At 48.2% G+C, this 16,440-nt stretch carries 15 protein-coding genes; 7 read left to right on the plus strand and 8 right to left on the minus strand.

The genetic code is table 11. The features are described 5' to 3' along the window. Nucleotides 1–43: 43 nt before the first annotated feature. On the plus strand, nt 44–2,221 hold the full coding sequence (locus H608_RS0101420; protein WP_028786103.1) for a peptidylprolyl isomerase: 2,178 nt from the start codon (nt 44–46) through the stop codon (nt 2,219–2,221). A gap of 100 nt (nt 2,222–2,321) precedes the next feature. Beyond that, nucleotides 2,322–2,837: a DUF2480 family protein gene (locus tag H608_RS0101425; protein WP_028786104.1), complete on the plus strand. Its 516-nt coding sequence runs from the start codon at nt 2,322–2,324 to the stop codon at nt 2,835–2,837. A 4-nt stretch (nt 2,838–2,841) separates the two neighbouring features. On the opposite strand, the gene corA is transcribed toward H608_RS0101425, so the two are convergent. From corA to dnaN, 5 genes are all read right to left on the minus strand, one after another. Next, a complete protein-coding gene (corA, locus tag H608_RS0101430) occupies nt 2,842–3,951 on the minus strand; it encodes a magnesium/cobalt transporter CorA (RefSeq protein ID WP_245565699.1) in 1,110 nt (369 codons plus the stop codon). Nucleotides 3,952–4,111: 160 nt separating this feature from the next. Next, a complete protein-coding gene (gene kdsB, locus H608_RS0101435) occupies nt 4,112–4,837 on the minus strand; it encodes a 3-deoxy-manno-octulosonate cytidylyltransferase (protein WP_028786106.1) in 726 nt (241 codons plus the stop codon). Nucleotides 4,838–4,863: 26 nt separating this feature from the next. Beyond that, nucleotides 4,864–5,688, minus strand: a complete 825-nt coding sequence (locus tag H608_RS0101440) for a sterol desaturase family protein (protein WP_028786107.1) — start codon at nt 5,686–5,688, stop codon at nt 4,864–4,866. 43 nt (nt 5,689–5,731) lie between these two features. Continuing rightward, on the minus strand, nt 5,732–6,124 hold the full coding sequence (locus H608_RS0101445) for a putative signal transducing protein (RefSeq protein ID WP_028786108.1): 393 nt from the start codon (nt 6,122–6,124) through the stop codon (nt 5,732–5,734). Between the two features lie 243 nt (nt 6,125–6,367). After that, nucleotides 6,368–7,483 (minus strand): DNA polymerase III subunit beta, encoded by a 1,116-nt coding sequence (gene dnaN, locus H608_RS0101450; protein WP_028786109.1) that lies wholly within the window; start codon nt 7,481–7,483, stop codon nt 6,368–6,370. Between the two features lie 144 nt (nt 7,484–7,627). Here dnaN and H608_RS0101455 point away from each other — a divergent pair, with 144 nt between their 5' ends. The 4 genes from H608_RS0101455 to H608_RS0101470 all read left to right on the plus strand — a co-directional run bounded on the left by H608_RS0101455 (nt 7,628) and on the right by H608_RS0101470 (nt 11,549). Then, entirely contained in the window at nt 7,628–8,953 is a 1,326-nt protein-coding gene (locus H608_RS0101455; protein ID WP_028786110.1) for a type III secretion system chaperone family protein, read from the plus strand. Between the two features lie 26 nt (nt 8,954–8,979). Next, nucleotides 8,980–10,083, plus strand: coding sequence for a trypsin-like peptidase domain-containing protein (locus tag H608_RS0101460; protein WP_028786111.1), 1,104 nt, complete (start codon nt 8,980–8,982; stop codon nt 10,081–10,083). Nucleotides 10,084–10,134: 51 nt separating this feature from the next. Further along, nucleotides 10,135–10,989 (plus strand): hypothetical protein, encoded by an 855-nt coding sequence (locus H608_RS0101465; protein ID WP_155990007.1) that lies wholly within the window; start codon nt 10,135–10,137, stop codon nt 10,987–10,989. Nucleotides 10,990–11,063: 74 nt separating this feature from the next. After that, nucleotides 11,064–11,549, plus strand: a complete 486-nt coding sequence (locus H608_RS0101470) for a regulatory protein RecX (protein ID WP_028786113.1) — start codon at nt 11,064–11,066, stop codon at nt 11,547–11,549. Nucleotides 11,550–11,583: 34 nt separating this feature from the next. Here H608_RS0101470 and H608_RS20855 read toward each other — a convergent pair whose 3' ends face one another. Together H608_RS20855 and H608_RS0101480 are read right to left on the minus strand one after the other, a co-directional pair. Further along, nucleotides 11,584–13,242, minus strand: a complete 1,659-nt coding sequence (locus H608_RS20855) for a PQQ-dependent sugar dehydrogenase (protein ID WP_051267902.1) — start codon at nt 13,240–13,242, stop codon at nt 11,584–11,586. A 67-nt stretch (nt 13,243–13,309) separates the two neighbouring features. Beyond that, nucleotides 13,310–13,981, minus strand: coding sequence for a hypothetical protein (locus H608_RS0101480; RefSeq protein ID WP_028786114.1), 672 nt, complete (start codon nt 13,979–13,981; stop codon nt 13,310–13,312). A 165-nt stretch (nt 13,982–14,146) separates the two neighbouring features. Between H608_RS0101480 and H608_RS0101485 the strand changes: the two genes are divergently transcribed. Further along, on the plus strand, nt 14,147–14,935 hold the full coding sequence (locus tag H608_RS0101485; RefSeq protein ID WP_028786115.1) for an amidohydrolase: 789 nt from the start codon (nt 14,147–14,149) through the stop codon (nt 14,933–14,935). Here the strand turns inward: H608_RS0101485 and H608_RS20860 are convergent. Continuing rightward, nucleotides 14,887–16,419: a S41 family peptidase gene (locus tag H608_RS20860; protein WP_051267903.1), complete on the minus strand. Its 1,533-nt coding sequence runs from the start codon at nt 16,417–16,419 to the stop codon at nt 14,887–14,889. The genes H608_RS0101485 and H608_RS20860 overlap by 49 nt on opposite strands. Between the last annotated feature and the right edge of the window lie 21 nt (nt 16,420–16,440).

The following is a 16,440-nucleotide window of genomic DNA, read 5'->3' on the forward strand; positions in this document are numbered from 1 at the left end:
AACCCCTATTTTTGCCATCCTTTTTATAACCACTAATACTATTATGTCAGTTATTCAGCAGATCCAGGAGAAGTACGCCAAAGTAATGGCGGTTATCATTGCCCTGGCCCTCATCACGTTCGTGGTAATGCTTGCTTTTGAGAATGGCAACACCATCTTCGGCGGTCCTTCCAGTGTGATTGGTAAGGTAAACGGAGAAAAAATCGATGTGAATGAGTTTGGCGAGGAGTTCAAAAAAATCGAAGACCGTCTGCAAGCGAGCCAGCAGACTTATGGTCTTACAGGTCCTGCCCTTACGCAACGTGCGTTACAGGAAACATGGGACAGAGAAGTAAACAAGATCCTGCTTAACGATGAAGCTGATAAACTCGGTATCGGTGTTTCTGCTGCCGAGCTTGACGACATGCTGTTCGGTGTTAATCCTCCTGCCGATGTTCGTCAGATGGGCACCGATCCGCAGACAGGTCAATACAATGCCGAAGCAGTTCGCCAGCGTATCAACGAAATCAAAAGAGGAAAAGACGTACAGATGAAACAACAGTTGAACGACTACCTCGTTGAGCTGCGCCAGATGCGTCTTTCAGAAAAATACAATTCTCTTCTGCTGAACAGCATCAACTATCCGAAATGGATGATTGAAAAGCAGAACCAGGATAATGCGGAAATCGCAAAAATTTCTTTCGTTCGTCAGACCTATGCTGCAATAACTGACTCCAGCAAGATCACTGATAAAGAGATCGAAGATTATGTGAACAAGCACAAGAAAGATTTCAAACAAACAGAAAGCCGTTCTATCGCTTATGTTTCTTTCAGTGCGTTGCCAACAGCTGACGACACTGCTGCTACACGCGAAGCGGTGCTGAACCTGAAACCTGAATTCGATTCTACAAAAGATCCGGAGTCTTTCCTGGTGCGTAATGGCTCATCCATGGAATACTCTTCTATCTATTTCCCCAAATCCAAATTGCAGCAAGCCAACCAGTCTATCCAGATGTCTAATAAAGACACGCTGTTCAGCCTGGCCAAAGGTGCTGTATATGGTCCATACCTCGATGGCGGTGCTTATGTACTGGCGAAAATGATCGACATGAAAGTGCTGCCCGACAGCGTTAAATGCCGTCACATCCTGCTGGGAACAACCGACCGTCAGGGTCAGCCGATCATGGCGGACTCAATTGCTAAATTCAAAGCCGACAGCGTGGCTATGGCCATTGCACGCGGCGCTTCTTTCGATTCACTCGAAGCGAAATACAGCACTGACGAAGCAGCCGGACAGGAGAAAGGTGTAATGACTTTTGCTTCTACCGATATCCAGGGCGAAGGCTTCGCGAAGGAATTCGGTCAGTTCATTTTGTTCGACGGCAAACCCGGCGACAAAAAAGTAGTGAAGACCAACTTTGGTTATCACTATATCGAGATCATGTCGTTCATCGGTACAGAGCCTCACTTTAACATTGCCTACATGTCGAAGAACATCGACGCCAGCCAGACAACAACCAATGCTGCTGACGCCGCTGCTTCCAGCTTTGCCGCTACTGCACGTGATGCAAAAGAATTTGAAGCTGCTGCAGAAAAACTCCGCAAAGAACAAGGCATCAACAAAAACGTGGCAATGAACATCACCCCTGCCTCTTATGAGATCCAGGGTCTTGGTTTCTCCCGCCAGTTTATCAAGAATATCTACAAAGCGAAAAAAGGACAAGTACTGGCTCCGGAACTGGTTGGTGAAAATTACATTGTTGCCCTCGTTACTGAAGTGAACGAAGAAGGCGTACAATCTGCTTCTCAGGCCCGTCTGCTGGTTGAGCCGCTGCTGCGCAACAAAAGAAAAGCAGAGATCGTGAAAAAGAAACTGGGCACCATCACTACCCTCGAAGCTGCATCTGCCGCCCTTGGTGGTCAGCCGATCGAAGTAGCCGACAGCGTACGTTTCACCGGTTCTTCCTCTTCTGTCCTCGGTTTCGAACCTAAAGTGATTGGTGCTGCTTTCAACAAAGCAAATGCCGGCAAAGTAGTAACCACTGCTATCGCAGGTTCACAAGGTGTATATGTGATCCGTGTTGACAACGTAAGCGCAACTCCGGTTGCTGACGCCAATGTTGATGAGCAACGCAAATCACGCTACGAGCAGGCTAAAATGCAGGCAATGTACCAGGCGCCTCCTTCACAGGCCCTCAAAGAAGCCGCCAGGATCAAAGACTACCGCGGAGAATTCTATTAATAGAAAATCCCTGAAGAATATAAAAACCCTCCGGAACTCCGGAGGGTTTTTTGTCAACAAAAGAGCCGGAACCTTGTTATTTTTATAAGCAAAACACATCATGGAAGGTCCTATTGTCAATAAAGTAGCGCAAAGTGAACTGATCACGCTGGATCTGGAGCAATACTATCCTTCAGCGCCAACCGCCGTCTTTGATCTCAAGGAGCATCTGTTCATGGGGCTTATCCTGAAAGAAAAAGATTTCCGCGAAGCGCTGAAGCAAACCGATTGGGAACAATACCGCGGTAAAAACGTCGCCATCACCTGCTCGGCAGACGCCATCATTCCCGTGTGGGCCTATATGCTGGTAACGACTTATCTCGAGCCAGTGGCATTACAAGTGATTGCCGGAACCGAACAGGAGCTTCATCGGCATCTATTTATGCAGCAACTTGCTGCACTGCCGCTGGAAGAATTTTCCGATAAACGTGTTGTGATCAAAGGATGCGCAGATGTGGAAATCGGACCATTCGCCTATGCAGAAGCTACCCGCCTGTTGCGCCCGGTTGTTAAAAGCCTGATGTACGGAGAGCCCTGCAGCACGGTGCCGGTTTATAAAAAAGCCGTGCAACGCTGACACATCAGAACCAGCCCCTCCTTTTAAAAATATACAACATCACCAAGGGTACAATAAACATTCCGCCTACGGCGAAATAAAAACCCCATTCGTGATGTGCATACGGAATGATATCGAAGTTCATTCCGAAAATACCGCCGATAACCGTTGCCGGCGCCAGCAGACAAGTCACGATCGTCATGACTTTCATTACTTCGTTCAACCGCAGGTTTACGTTGCTCATATAGAGGTCCTGCAAACTCATCATTACGTCCCGGTAGTTTTCAATGAGATCAAAAGCCTGGATAATGTGGTCATGAACGTCTTTGAAATACTTGGTTGTGCGATCATCGAGCAGATCGCTTTCGCTGCGCACGATGTTGCCGATGAGATCGCGCACCGGAGCGATATTTCTTTTTAAAACAATTAACTCCTTGCGCAGTTGGTTGATCCTGGCGAGTGAACGTTTATTACTGCGCCGTACCACTTCTTCCTCCAGTAATTCGATGCGGTCACCGAGTTTGTCCATTACAAGGAAATAACTATCCACAATCATATCGAGCATGGCATAGCAGAGATAATCCGCACTGCGGCCTCTTGCTTTGCTGGTGGGTAGCCGCAGCCGCTCGCGCAAAGGGTTGAACACATCGCGGCTCGCATCTTCCTGGAAGCTGATAACAAACTGATCACCCAACACGATGCTGATCTGCTCCACTTCTACGGTCTGCTTGGCTTCATTGTAGTAAAGCATATTCAACAGGCAAAGCATCACACCTTCCACTTCGTCCATTTTCGGGCGCTGGCTGACGCTGAGAATATCTTCAATCAAAAGCGGGTGAATACCGAAATATTCCGAAATGAGATCAATATCGGCTTTGCGAAGCCCGTCTATATTGATCCAGCTTACGCGTTTGCTGGTCTTGAACGGAAATGCCTCGTCGACTTTGTCGAGTTCTTTTTCCACGATGGTGTCGGCATCGTAATCAAAAACATGCACACACACTTCTTCTGCTTCTGCGCGTTGCGGAACGATCGTGGGATTGACAGAAAGGATTTCTTTGGTCCGCTGGGTGCCGAACAAATTGGGCAGGTAGAGATACTTCAGGTATTTTTCCGGGCGCAATTTCACATTCATACTTTAAGGTAAAAAATAATCCCCACATGACTGTGGGGATCGGTGGTTTCGTGTGTGGAAGTGTGAGCACGAAACGCGTGATCAATACCAGAAACACATTGTTTACCGGAACGAAGATCAGCGTATCGAAGCGCCCGGCTATACCCGGCCCACGGTATTTTTATCGGTCAGTGAGAATCGTTTTTGCTTTTTGAAGATCTTCCGGCGTATCGATGGCCACGCTCGTGAATTCAACTTCGGCCATGCGGATCGTGACGCCATTTTCAAGATATCTCAGTTGTTCCAGCTTTTCCACCTGCTCCAGGCGACCGGCTTCCCATGTTGTGAAATCCAGCAGTGTTTGTTTGCGGAATCCATATACACCAACATGTAAAAAATAGGGCGCATGTACGGCGGGGTTTGCAGCGAAGGGAATTACACTGCGGCTGAAATATAATGCGTCATTGAATTTATTCACCACCACTTTTACACAACTGTTGGCCAGCAACTCTTCGGCTTCTGTAATCTTGCGCATGAGCGAACCTACGCGCACCGAGGGGTCGTCAAACAGCCGTACAAGCTTTTCCAGCGGCTCTTTGCGGATAAACGGTTCATCGCCCTGCACATTGATCACCACGTCTACGTCCATGTCTGCAATCGCTTCCGCAATGCGGTCACTTCCGCTCTCATGTTGCTTCACACTCATCACCGCTTTTCCGCCATGCGCTGTTATTTCACCGAAAATAATATCACTGTCCGTAACCACGATCACTTCATCAAACAAACCGGTGGCCACCGTTGCATCATAAGTATGACGGATCACCGGTTTATCGCCGAGTGTCTGCATCAGTTTAGCGGGAAATCGTGTGGCAGCATAACGTGCCGGAATGAGCGCAATTATTTTCATGGTGTAAAAATAATGGCCGTTGTTCTTTAATCATGCAATTTCTGAAAAGGCCTTTTCATCAAAGACATAAAGTCTTCGTCTTTTTCATTGGGATAATAGCGGTCAAGGCCATAGCGGATTTCTTTGGGATCCATTTTCATAAAGGTACCCAACAGCCGGTCCCAGAAGGAAAATACAGCCCCGTAGTTACTGTCTGTATAGGGTTGCTTCCAGTGATGATGCACTTTGTGCATATTGGGAGAAACAAGTACATAACTCAGCACCTTGTCCAGTTTTTTGGGAAGACTGATATTGGCATGTGTGAATGCCGTAGCGATCACCACCAGGGTCTGGTAGATCATTACCCCATACATCGGCGCGCCGGAGACGAAGATTAATAGCAGAAAGAAAACGCCGCGCAGCAGGCTATCGCCCGGATGATGCCGGAGTCCGGTGGTGACATCCACATTATTATCGCTGTGATGTACCAAATGGAAACGCCAGAGCACGGGCACTTTATGCATCACAAAATGCACAAGCCAGCTGCTGAAATCGAGAGCCAGTACAGAAATGATGATGGCGCCGGCAATGCCCGCTCCAAACCAATGAATCAGTCCGAAATCGGCTTCGCGGCACCAGTCTGATAACTTGACGATCAGGATGGCGAGCAATGTATGAATAACGAGGTGAATGCAGGTAAATCCGAAATTGACGGCAGCGTGCCGTAGCTTATTGCGCTTGTATTTCATGGGCAACAACGGAATAGCCCCTTCTATGATCCAGAAGATCAACAAACCGCCCACGAGAAAAGCCATCCTTTGGCCGGGTCGTTGCTCAAGCGTCGAGAAATATTCAATAATGCTGTCCCACATGGCAAAAAAATCAATAGGTAATTTACGAAAATCCGGTCAAATCTCAGAGAGGGGTTTCGTGACCGCAATCAAAACAACGGCGGACTTTTTTCACGGGAATGGCATAATTGCCCAATAAAAACGTGGAAATGGCGCTTATCCAGTTGCTGATCTTTCGCGGTGTGCTGATTTCTTCAGTGTTGTGCGACCCGCATTGGGAGCAGGCGTGATGGGATTTGTGTGCCTGTTCGAGGGAGGCCAGGATTTCCTGTGCGCGGGGAGCCTGCACATCGGGCACCATAAGTTTTATGCCGCCGAGCGCCTGGCTCCAGATGGGCATAATGGTAACGGTGTTTTCGTCCATCAGCCAGCATTGGATAGATTCGGCTTCCAGGCGACCTTTGGCCAGGTGTGCCGTTACGTAGTTGTCGTATGCCGCTACCGGGACGTATTTCATGATATGAAGGTAAAAGGTTTAAGGCGTAAGGCCTGGGGTGTAATGTAGCAGGTTATAAGTTTTAAGTAAACAGCCGGCGGAGGGCATGGCAATAGGTGAATGGGTGAATAAGTCAGTAATGATGTGTATTCCGCCCCCTGGTTCGTGTATACACGAACCAGGGCAGTCTGACATTATTCACTTATTACCGATTGAAAAAACCCCCGCCAATAGCGGGGGTTTGCAATTGTTTTTGTATTGAGATTACTGGTTCAGCATCAGTGGCATAACCAGCATCAGGAGTTCTTCGTTTTCGTCCTGCTCGGTCGGTTTCAACAGACCGGCTTTGGTGGGAGTGGACAGTTCGATGTTCACTTCATCACCTTCGGCCGCGTTGAGCATTTCGATCAGGAACTTGGCGTTGAACGCAATTACCAGGTCTTCGCCGTTGTACTGGCACTTCATGCGTTCGTTACCTTCAAAGCTGAAGTCAACGTCCTGCGCGGTGAGTTGCAGCTCGCTGCCGCTGATGCTCAGCGCTACCTGGTTGGTGCTTTTATTACTGAATACGCTGATACGGCGCAATGCACTCTGAAAATCGGCCTTATTCACCGTAAGGCGATAAGGGTTGTCTGCCGGAATGACCACTTTGTAATCAGGGAAACGCGCGTCGATCAGGCGACAGCTCATGCGTGTGGTACCGTGTTGTACAAACAGGTGATTGCCGTTGTAGCTCAGGGTGATCTCGTCTTCGTTGTCGGGGATCGCGGCCTTCAGCAGGTTCAGCGGCTTGCGGGGCACGATGAAGGTGTCTGATTTTGGACAGCTTGCATCGGTACGTTTGTAACGAACCAGACGGTGTGCGTCGGTAGCCACAAACTGAATTCCTTTTTTGTCGAGTTCAAAGAACACACCGGTCATGGCAGGGCGCAGGTCATCGGTGCTGGTCGCAAACAATGTTTTGCTGATAGCGGTAACGAGCGCGGTGGCCGTCATGGTGAAAGACGAAGTATCGTCTGCGGCAGGTTCTTTAGGGAAATTGTCCGGATTTTCACCCATTACCTTGTACTTACCGTTGTCGCTGGTAATTTCGATGCCGAAATTCTTGTCGATGGTAAAGGTCAGGGGCTGATCGGGAATATTTTTAAGGGAATCGATCAGGATTTTTGCGGGGATACAAACCCGTCCGCTGTCTTTGGCTTCTACATCCAACTGCACACGCATAACGGTCTCGAGGTCCGTAGCGACTACAGTCAGGGTATTTTTGTCAATCTCGAACAGGAAATCCTCAAGGATAGGTAATACCGTATTGGCATTGATAACGCCGGAGATATGCTGCAACTGTTTCAGTAGTGCAGATGATGACGCAATAAACTTCATAATAAAAATTGAATGGGGCGAAACTAAACTTTTTTTAGCTAAAAAACACGGCCGGACAGGCCCGGCATACCTCAAACTTATCCTTTTTTCCGCATGCAGATATTAGGAACTGTTTTGTACCTTCCTTGACCAAATTCCTGTACTATGTTCGATAAACTGTTTGGCTGGGGAAAAAGAAAGGATGAGCCGAAAAGCACGGATCCGGATATCCAGTTTGGACGATATTCTGATAATAATAAGTCCGTGGCCAAAGTGGCCCGCTGGACCGACGCCGATAATCTCTTTAAGGAAAAAAAGATCCCCGAAAGTATCGACGCGTTTTTCGACTACCTCCGCGACGATAATTCCCAGAATGTGGTTTACGAACGCAATGAGGCCCAGGGACGGTTCGAGTTTTACCAGGGTTCCAAGATTGTCCGCGGCACCTTCGACGACAGCCGCCTGCAGGCCGAAGTAACCCTCGCCGGCATGCCACAGGCCTCCGTGCCCGTTATGCGCCGCCTCCTGGAAATGAATTTCAGCCTTTATTACAGCCGTTTTGCACTGGATAATGAGCGCCTTTGCATGCGTTTCGACAGCAATATCGCATCCGCCAGCCCCAGCAAACTGTATTACGGACTGAAAGAACTTTCCACCAAAGCCGATAAACAGGATGACCTGCTGGTACAGGACTTCTCCATGCTACAGTCTATCGACAGCGAACACATACAACCACTTCCCGCACACGAAAAGGAAGTAAAGTATCAATACATGCAGAAATGGATCCAGGAAACGCTGGATGCCATTGCCGCCACCGACGCCGATAAATTTTCCGGAGGAAATGCTTATCTCCTGCTTTCACTGGCCTACCGCATCGACTTTCTCGTGTCGCCGGAAGGGCAACTATTGAATGAGCTGGAAAAAATTTCCGCCATCTATTTTAAAAAAGACGAACGTCAGCCTACGGAAAAAAACCGCGACATGATCGAAGCGTTCCGCAAGCTGCAGGCCAAGAGCAAAGAAGAAATTTTTCCTTACCTGTTCCGCTCCAAATACACTTTCGCCATTGTTGCGCCGCAAGTGCACAAAACACTCGCGGATTCAATACATGCGAGCAACCAGAGCATGACCTGGTACCGCGATAACAATTATCCTTTTTATGGCAACGGTATCATCGAGTACGGACTTTCTTACGCGCAATATTCTTACAGCCTTCCGCGGCCCATCACAGAATTTTTTCTTTTATACATGCGGATAAATTATCCTGATTTCTTCCTGGCACTCGGCTTCACAAGCGTATACTACGATGTTGCCAAAAATGAATTCAACATGGCGCTGATCAACGATCAGATCTATGCCATACAGGAACGGTGGAGGGAAAAATATCCGGCGATGGATTTCAAAGCGGCTAACCTGCGCCAGGACAGCCTGATCAATTTCAATCATAGTTTTACCAATGAAATTGAATTTCTGAACATGGAGTCTCAATAAGAGACACTGCTCAACCTACCAAACACATGGATCCACAACAGATAATCGAACAGTACCAGAAGGCCATCATCCAGATAGCGACACCAACCGGCACCGGTACTGGTTTTTACATAAAAGAATTTGATCTTATCGTTACCAACGACCACGTAGTTGATAACAATGCCGAAGTAACGATTGCAGGAAAAGCCTTTGAAAAAACACTTTCACGCGTATGGTACACCGATCGCAAACACGACCTCGCCTTCCTCGAAGCACCCCGCGACGTGGAATTACCCGAGGTGCGGCTCGGACGCTACGAAGAACTGAAAGACGGTGACCTTGTAGTGGCCATTGGTCATCCTTATGGCCTTAACTATACCGCTACGCAAGGTGTGATCTCCAAGGTAGACCGCATCCGCGACGGACTGAAATTTATCCAGATCGATGCAGCCATCAATCCCGGCAACAGCGGCGGTCCGCTGGTGAATAATACCGGCGAGATCATCGGCGTCAATTCCTTTATCATCAAAGGTGGCGACAACCTGGGTTTTGCATTACCCGTTTATTATCTGCGCGAAGCCCTGCAGCTTTATCAACCCAACCGCGGACAGGCATCCTGCCGCTGTTTCAGTTGCAACTTCCTTGTAACGCAAGCCAACATCGACTCTGCAAAATATTGCCCGAGCTGCGGCACGGAAGTACAGCTTCCGGAAATTCCGGAAAAAGAACTGGAGCCAATGGGCGCCGCCAAAACAATTGAAGAAATACTGCGTGAATTAGGCAAAGACGTAAAACTGGCGCGCGAAGGCGTAAACAACTGGACCGTCAAAGAAGGCTCTGCCAAAATAAAAATTGCGTACAACGCCGAAAACTTTTTCATTGCCGGTGACGCGTATCTGTGTCAGTTACCAACCGATCCGGTACAGATCAAACCGCTGTACCAATTTTTGCTGGAAGAAAACTACCAACTCAACGGGTTGGTGCTGAGCTGTGTTAAAAACAACATCGTGCTTTCGCGCATTATCTATGACCTCGATATGACCCGCGAAACCGGCGTGGCAGAATTCCGTAACCTGCTGCAGAAAGCCGACTACTACGACGACCGTCTGAAACAGGAGTTCGGCTGTACCGAAAGACTGGAAGAGGTATAGGTAACAAAAACTGCGTGGCGTTTATATCCGTATAGCTAAATAGTTATACAGATGAGACCGCAACCAATTTTCTCCCTGTTATTTCTTACAATGTTGTTTACGGGCGTTTCCGCGTCCGCGCAGGACACACGCGCCTTCAACCAGAATGCATCGCGCAGCAATCACACCCGCATACGATCTGCGCCTTTACAAAATGAACTTGTTTTTCAGGCATCGGGCGGACAAGCCAAAGCCGTTCAGCCCAATGCTTCCAGTCACTTCACGCCATCCGCGACCATCGGTTATTTTAAATCGAGAATAGGCGCTACGCTCGAGGGAGGCCATTTCCCTACAGATCCCGGCTTCGACCTTAAAAACTATTCTGCGGGTATCCAGGATTTTACCACCACCGACCTCCGGTCTTCGAAAGGAGCCTGGTACCTGGCCATCGGTCCCGTCTATCGTCAACCCCTGCCCGCCAATCTGCAATTGCAGGCAGGTATTGCGGGCGGTATCCGTAAAAATTCTTTCGCAGAATTTTCCGTCACCGATATCTCGTCAGGCGAATTGATCGCGGACTACAATAATTCACAGAAAGAGGATGTACGCGAGAAGCCTTTTCAACTACTTATTAAACCAACGATCCGCCTGGAATGGTTTCCCGGCAATAGTTTTATCGGCATGCACATTTATGCTTCGGGTCTTATCAATCCCACCGAGCAATCGGTGAGCGTACGATACAAAGATTTGTCGCGTGTAAATTATAATGCCTCACAACAGGAAATCCGTGCACAGGTAATGAATGCACCGTTCACCTCACAAACAATTAGCACGGCAAAAACGACGATGAGTTTCGGCGGTGGAATCTCTTTACGTCTCAAAACAAGACACGAGACGGCAAAAAATAGTATCAGCAATATGCGCTGATGTTTGGACGGTTTCAGCTGAGCAAAGCAGGTTTCCGAAAGGAAGCCTGCTTTCATGTTATGACGTAGTTTTGCATGATGTACAAAAAACAGTTGACCAAAGAACAGGCGTTGCAAAAACTGAAACAGTACTGTGCCTACCAGGAGCGCAGTCACAGTGAAGTGCGCGATAAACTTTATCAGCTCGGTGTGTGGAAAAGAGATCACGACGAAATTATCGGGACGCTTATCGAAGAAGACTACCTCAACGAAGAACGGTTTGCCATTGCCTACGCAGGAGGGAAATACCGGATGAAACAATGGGGCCGCGTGAAGATCAGGTATGCACTCAAACAAAAAGAGGTGAGCGAATACCTTATTAAAAAAGCGTTGAAGCAGATCGACGAAGATGAATACAGGATATTGCTGCAAAAAATTGCAACAGAGCGCTATGCTTCGCTGAAAGGGGAACAATACTTAGTCCGTAAAAAGAAAACACTCGACTACCTCATTCAGCGGGGTTTCGAACATGAGTTGATTCATCCGGTGGTAGAAAAGATCACAGCAAAGAACAAAGAATAAAAACCCCCGGCTTCTGACCGGGGCTTTTCATTTATTAAGGGATGACAATTTTTTCGGTATGCACGAATTGATTTCCCTGTATCCGCACAAAATAAACACCGGTTTTTAGCATGCTGACGGGTTGCAGGAAGAAGCCCTGCTGACCGCCACGTTCAGAACGCAATACCAGTTGTCCGGTACCATTGTAAATCTGGATATTTTCTACCGGATCTGCACTGTTGATTCGCAGTTGTCCATCGTTGATCAGGGTTGGATAGACCTGGATAACACCATTGCCTTTCCCACCCAGGGCAATAACGGCGGAATATTCATAACGGTTGTCGATGCCGTCTGTCCTCAAGCGATAGAACAAACGAGTGGATGCCGGTTGGCTGAAATGATAAGTGGTGCGACCGGATTGATTCAGTGCGGCCACCTCGCCGGCTGGTGTCCAGTTGCCACGGCCATCGGTACTTTGTTCGATCACATAACGGCTCAGTGAAGATTCTTCTTCGGTAATCCAGGTCAGTTCATGTGAACCACGATTGTCGATACCGCTGAAAGAAATCAATTTCACAGGAGTGGTGATCAATACCGTCACTTTCGATACCACACCTGTATTAAGGTTGGTCACATATAAAGTGCCGTCGGAGGCCTCACTAAAGGAAGAAACACCGCCGCCCATACCAGCCTGAGTAGTTACGGTAAACCCGCCGCCTCCGTCTGGTATCATTTTCCACAAAGTGCCGGAGAAATAATCCGTAAACAGGTAATAACCTTGTAAGGTCGGGAACTCGGAGCCTCTGTAAACAAAACCACCTACAATCGAGCGGCCTTGCGATGGATTAAGATATTCGTATACAGGTAACACATCTGTTGCGGTTACCGTATCGCAATCTGCGATGCCCGGGGCATTTACATTGACCAACGTGCCTTCCATACAAGGCCAGCCGAAATTGGCACCGAACGTACCATTGGCCCTTCGGCTGATCTCTTCACGCGCGCCTTGTCCCACATCGCCGATCCACATATCACCGGTGCCGCGGTCAAAACTCCAGCGGAACGGATTACGCAATCCCCATCCCCATATCTCCGGAACAGGTACAGGAAGATCCACATCCATGCGGATCATTTTTCCTAACAACGAAAGCGGGTTCTGCGCAGAGTTGTCGGGATTGTTGCCACTTCCACCATCGCCGGTGGCGAAATAGAGAAAGTGTAATCCGAGTTCCGTACGGAACTGCAGATGCCCTCCATTGTGATTGTCGAAAGGTTTGGGAATATTGACCAAGGACGGTCCGATCTGTGTGGGGAGCGCAACATTGGGATTGGCCGACACCTGGTACTTTGCCACGGTGACGTTTCCATTGAGTGCATTGTAATACACAAAGAAAAATCCATTGGTTGCATACTGCGGGTGAAAGGCCATACTTAATAAGCCCTGTTCGCCGGTACTGATAACAGAAGCGGAGATGTTGAGAAAAGGAGTGGGTAACAGCTGTGTACCATCCCAGATACGGATGGTACCTCCTTTTTCTACAATGAATAGCCGCCCCGATGCATCGCCGGGTGCTGTAGCTACTTCCATTGGAGCTGTAAGGCCCGATACTACGGGAACATAATTAACGGTGGGTTGGGCACCGGGGTGGAAAGAACAAAGAAGAAAAAGAAAAGAAATGGCGGCCTGCTTACGACGGGGTAAATTTATACGCATAAGCAAAGGTTTTTGTAGGATAAATCCCGCAAAATCAGTGCCCATCCGCATTTCAACGCACTAATACCTATTCAATCATAAACTTGTCGGTCTGACGCCAGTCTTTACCATAAAAAGTAATTAGGTACATACCCTTGCCTAAAGACGGAATCTGTACAGGAATGAAATCCCTTCTGCCATTCACATCTCTTACAACAGCCTGTGTACCATTACCAGCCGTAATGACAATGCGCTCAACCGGCAAATCGGCGACCACATTTACTACATCGCCTGTTACCACCGTCGGATATACCTTAACGGGTTTGATCATTTTGTTGCCTGCCAGTACAGGTTCTGTATATACAAATTGTCCGTTGGCTGTTTCTACCTTTAACCGGTAGAAGCGTGCAGTAGTATCCTGTACATAGTGGCGCAGTTTGTATACACCACCCTGGTTTACAGGATTACCAGCAGCGAGGTAATCTTTTTCATCAAAACTATATTCAACTGTAAAACTGCGAACTCCCTGGTCGCGCAGCACCTGCCACTGCACATCATTATAATAACCATTACGTTGAACACTCAACGTAACATCTTTGGAAGGCTGAACAACAGGGATATTTGCTTCAGGACGCGTTTGGTCCTTTTGATTGATAACATATTGCTGAGCCTGAACACGCACACTCATTGTCATCATCAGAAAAAAGCCAGCTACTACTGGAAAGCTGGCTTTTACAGAGGGTAAAATTGCTTTCCGCATAAAAAATGTATTTGATGTAAAAGGTGCAAAATGGGTGCCTGTCGTGCCATTGCTGCAAGAAAAAAAGCTAACGGCTTTTTAGTCAGTCTTTTCCGGGCAAACGCGTGTATCTTTAGCCTTCGCATCGCCGGTCTCCGCGCCGGGGAACAAAAACCCCATATTCACATGCAAGATTTAACCGTTACACTGGTACAAACCAACCTGGTTTGGGAGGACAAAAATGCCAACCTCGCAGCGCTTGAAGAAAAGATCAAAAGCATCGGGGGAAAAAAAGAAATAGTGATACTGCCTGAAATGTTCAGCACCGGCTTCAGCATGCAGCCGTCTTTGCTCGCTGAAAATATGCACGGAGAATCTGTTGAATGGATGCGCAGAATAAGCCGCGAAGAACGCGTGATCCTTACAGGAAGCCTGATCATTGAAGAAGACGGCGCTTTTTACAACCGGTTACTCTGGGTATTGCCCAATGGCCAATACGGCATTTACGATAAACGCCATCGCTTTGCTTTTGCCGGAGAAGATCAGTCTTATACCGCAGGCAACAAGCGACTCATTGCCTCCGTAAAAGGATGGAAAATAAACCTGCAGGTTTGTTACGATCTGCGCTTTCCCGTATGGGCTAGGCAACAAACAGCCGCTGAACCCGAATACGATGTGCTCGTGTATGTAGCCAACTGGCCCGAACGACGCAATACCGCCTGGAAAACACTCTTACGCGCACGCGCCATCGAAAATCAATGTTATGTGATCGGTGTGAACCGCGTAGGGGAAGATGGTAATGGCATTGCACACAGCGGAGACAGTATGGTCATCGATCCGCTTGGAGAAATTCTTTATCATAAGGAAAATGAAGAGGACGTGTTCACCCTTACACTCGATCGCGAACACCTGGAAAAAGTAAGACGTCAGTTTCCGTTCTGGAAAGATGCCGATCCTTTTTCGTTGACGCTCTGAGACTGGCGGATCAATTGCATCACCTTTTCCATTTTATAATCGGCGCCGCGCTGTATAGCCTCAATGGTAGGACCGGAATAGATTTCCGGCTGTACGCCTCTGCCATTCTTGGGCAAAGTATGATCGATCACCAGGCGGAAGAGCGGTAAGCGAAACCGCACGCCGGTTTCCGGCAGCGTAACATCCGGGATCAGCCAGGCAGAATTGCCGTAGGCACCTCCGCCCGTTTCCTCGCCCACCACCGTTACATTATCCTGTTTGATCAATGCGCCGGTGAAAAGTGTGGTGGCGGAAAAAGAATTACCCCCAATAAGAATATACACCTGTCCATCGTAATGATGTTTGCGGTGCGGCTTGAAACGGTGTCTTTCAAAATACCGGAAATGATACAGGCCATCTTTTTTCCGCGGTGTAAAAAAGGTCATGAATAGGCGGTTGAAGAAATCTGATTCAATATAACGGCTGTATTTTTTTCTTTTAGTAACGGCATACAACGAATCCGCCACCACAAAGGATTTATCGGAAATGTAGCGCGTAAGATTGGTGGAGTTGGTCACGCTTCCGCCGCCGTTGCTGCGCACATCGATTACCAGGTATTGTATATCATACTTGCGCAAAGCTTTGAATGACTTGCGGAAAAACTTTTTCAATTGCCAGCCGCGGCTGAAGGAATTGAGGTCCATCACAGCCATGTGGTTGGCGGTATCCATCCGCAGCAGACGCATGTTGTTCATCCGCATCCTGCGCCGCTCGCGGCGTGAAGGTTGTGGTTCTTTGGGCTCTGCCACTACATTTCTGCGGCGTACCGTATCGGTGCCAGGATAATAAGGCGTGATACGTGCCTGTTTCATCTGCCCGATACTATCCTGGTACACGATATCATAAAAACGCGGAAAGCCGTACAAAGAAGTATACATGGATCCGAACGAACCCCTGTTGCTCAGGCTCTGGTATTTGTGCGTGGTATTGTATCCGTCCGTGGAAATATAATCGAAGAGCGTGTCGGTCAGTTGCTTTGTGGTAAGCCCGTTAATACTGCGAATGAGCGTACCTCTTTTCATCAGAGAATCCTGCCGCAGCAGGCTGGCGGCTACCACCATCGTATCATTCCAGAGCTTCATGCTTAAGGGAAAAATGCGGCCGATGCGAACGGTGTCCAAATATTTGGTGTACGATCGCGAGGGACGTACGGATGTGTGTCCGCAGTTGATTTTCGCAATAACATACGATAATACTTTTCTGAATTCGGGCTCGGTCAGCGAATCGCGGAGACGGCTTCTTCCCTCATTAAAATAAAAGTTCATGCTGTCGCGCGAGGTGTACCAATACAAGCTGGGGTGCGCTTCTTCCAGGATGTTGCGGCAGATATCATAATCCTTCTGCAATTGCGCGGGCGCATATTTACGGTTGGCTGTAAATGACGATTTACCGGCCTTGCAGCCGGTAATCAACAAGATCACTGCTATGTAAACAAAACACCTCATGAAGCCATGCAACAGAAAAGA

The sequence above is a fragment of the Terrimonas ferruginea DSM 30193 genome (assembly GCF_000425585.1).
Lineage (GTDB): Bacteria > Bacteroidota > Bacteroidia > Chitinophagales > Chitinophagaceae > Terrimonas > Terrimonas ferruginea.

Coding starts and splice junctions, on each gene's coding strand:
- H608_RS0101420 (WP_028786103.1), top strand. CDS start 44: ATGTCAGTTATTCAGCAGATCCAGGAGAAGTACGCCAAAGTAATGGCG.
- H608_RS0101425 (WP_028786104.1), top strand. CDS start 2,322: ATGGAAGGTCCTATTGTCAATAAAGTAGCGCAAAGTGAACTGATCACG.
- corA (WP_245565699.1), bottom strand. CDS start 3,951: ATGAATGTGAAATTGCGCCCGGAAAAATACCTGAAGTATCTCTACCTG.
- kdsB (WP_028786106.1), bottom strand. CDS start 4,837: ATGAAAATAATTGCGCTCATTCCGGCACGTTATGCTGCCACACGATTT.
- H608_RS0101440 (WP_028786107.1), bottom strand. CDS start 5,688: ATGTGGGACAGCATTATTGAATATTTCTCGACGCTTGAGCAACGACCC.
- H608_RS0101445 (WP_028786108.1), bottom strand. CDS start 6,124: ATGAAATACGTCCCGGTAGCGGCATACGACAACTACGTAACGGCACAC.
- dnaN (WP_028786109.1), bottom strand. CDS start 7,483: ATGAAGTTTATTGCGTCATCATCTGCACTACTGAAACAGTTGCAGCAT.
- H608_RS0101455 (WP_028786110.1), top strand. CDS start 7,628: ATGTTCGATAAACTGTTTGGCTGGGGAAAAAGAAAGGATGAGCCGAAA.
- H608_RS0101460 (WP_028786111.1), top strand. CDS start 8,980: ATGGATCCACAACAGATAATCGAACAGTACCAGAAGGCCATCATCCAG.
- H608_RS0101465 (WP_155990007.1), top strand. CDS start 10,135: ATGAGACCGCAACCAATTTTCTCCCTGTTATTTCTTACAATGTTGTTT.
- H608_RS0101470 (WP_028786113.1), top strand. CDS start 11,064: ATGATGTACAAAAAACAGTTGACCAAAGAACAGGCGTTGCAAAAACTG.
- H608_RS20855 (WP_051267902.1), bottom strand. CDS start 13,242: ATGCGTATAAATTTACCCCGTCGTAAGCAGGCCGCCATTTCTTTTCTT.
- H608_RS0101480 (WP_028786114.1), bottom strand. CDS start 13,981: ATGCGGAAAGCAATTTTACCCTCTGTAAAAGCCAGCTTTCCAGTAGTA.
- H608_RS0101485 (WP_028786115.1), top strand. CDS start 14,147: ATGCAAGATTTAACCGTTACACTGGTACAAACCAACCTGGTTTGGGAG.
- H608_RS20860 (WP_051267903.1), bottom strand. CDS start 16,419: ATGAGGTGTTTTGTTTACATAGCAGTGATCTTGTTGATTACCGGCTGC.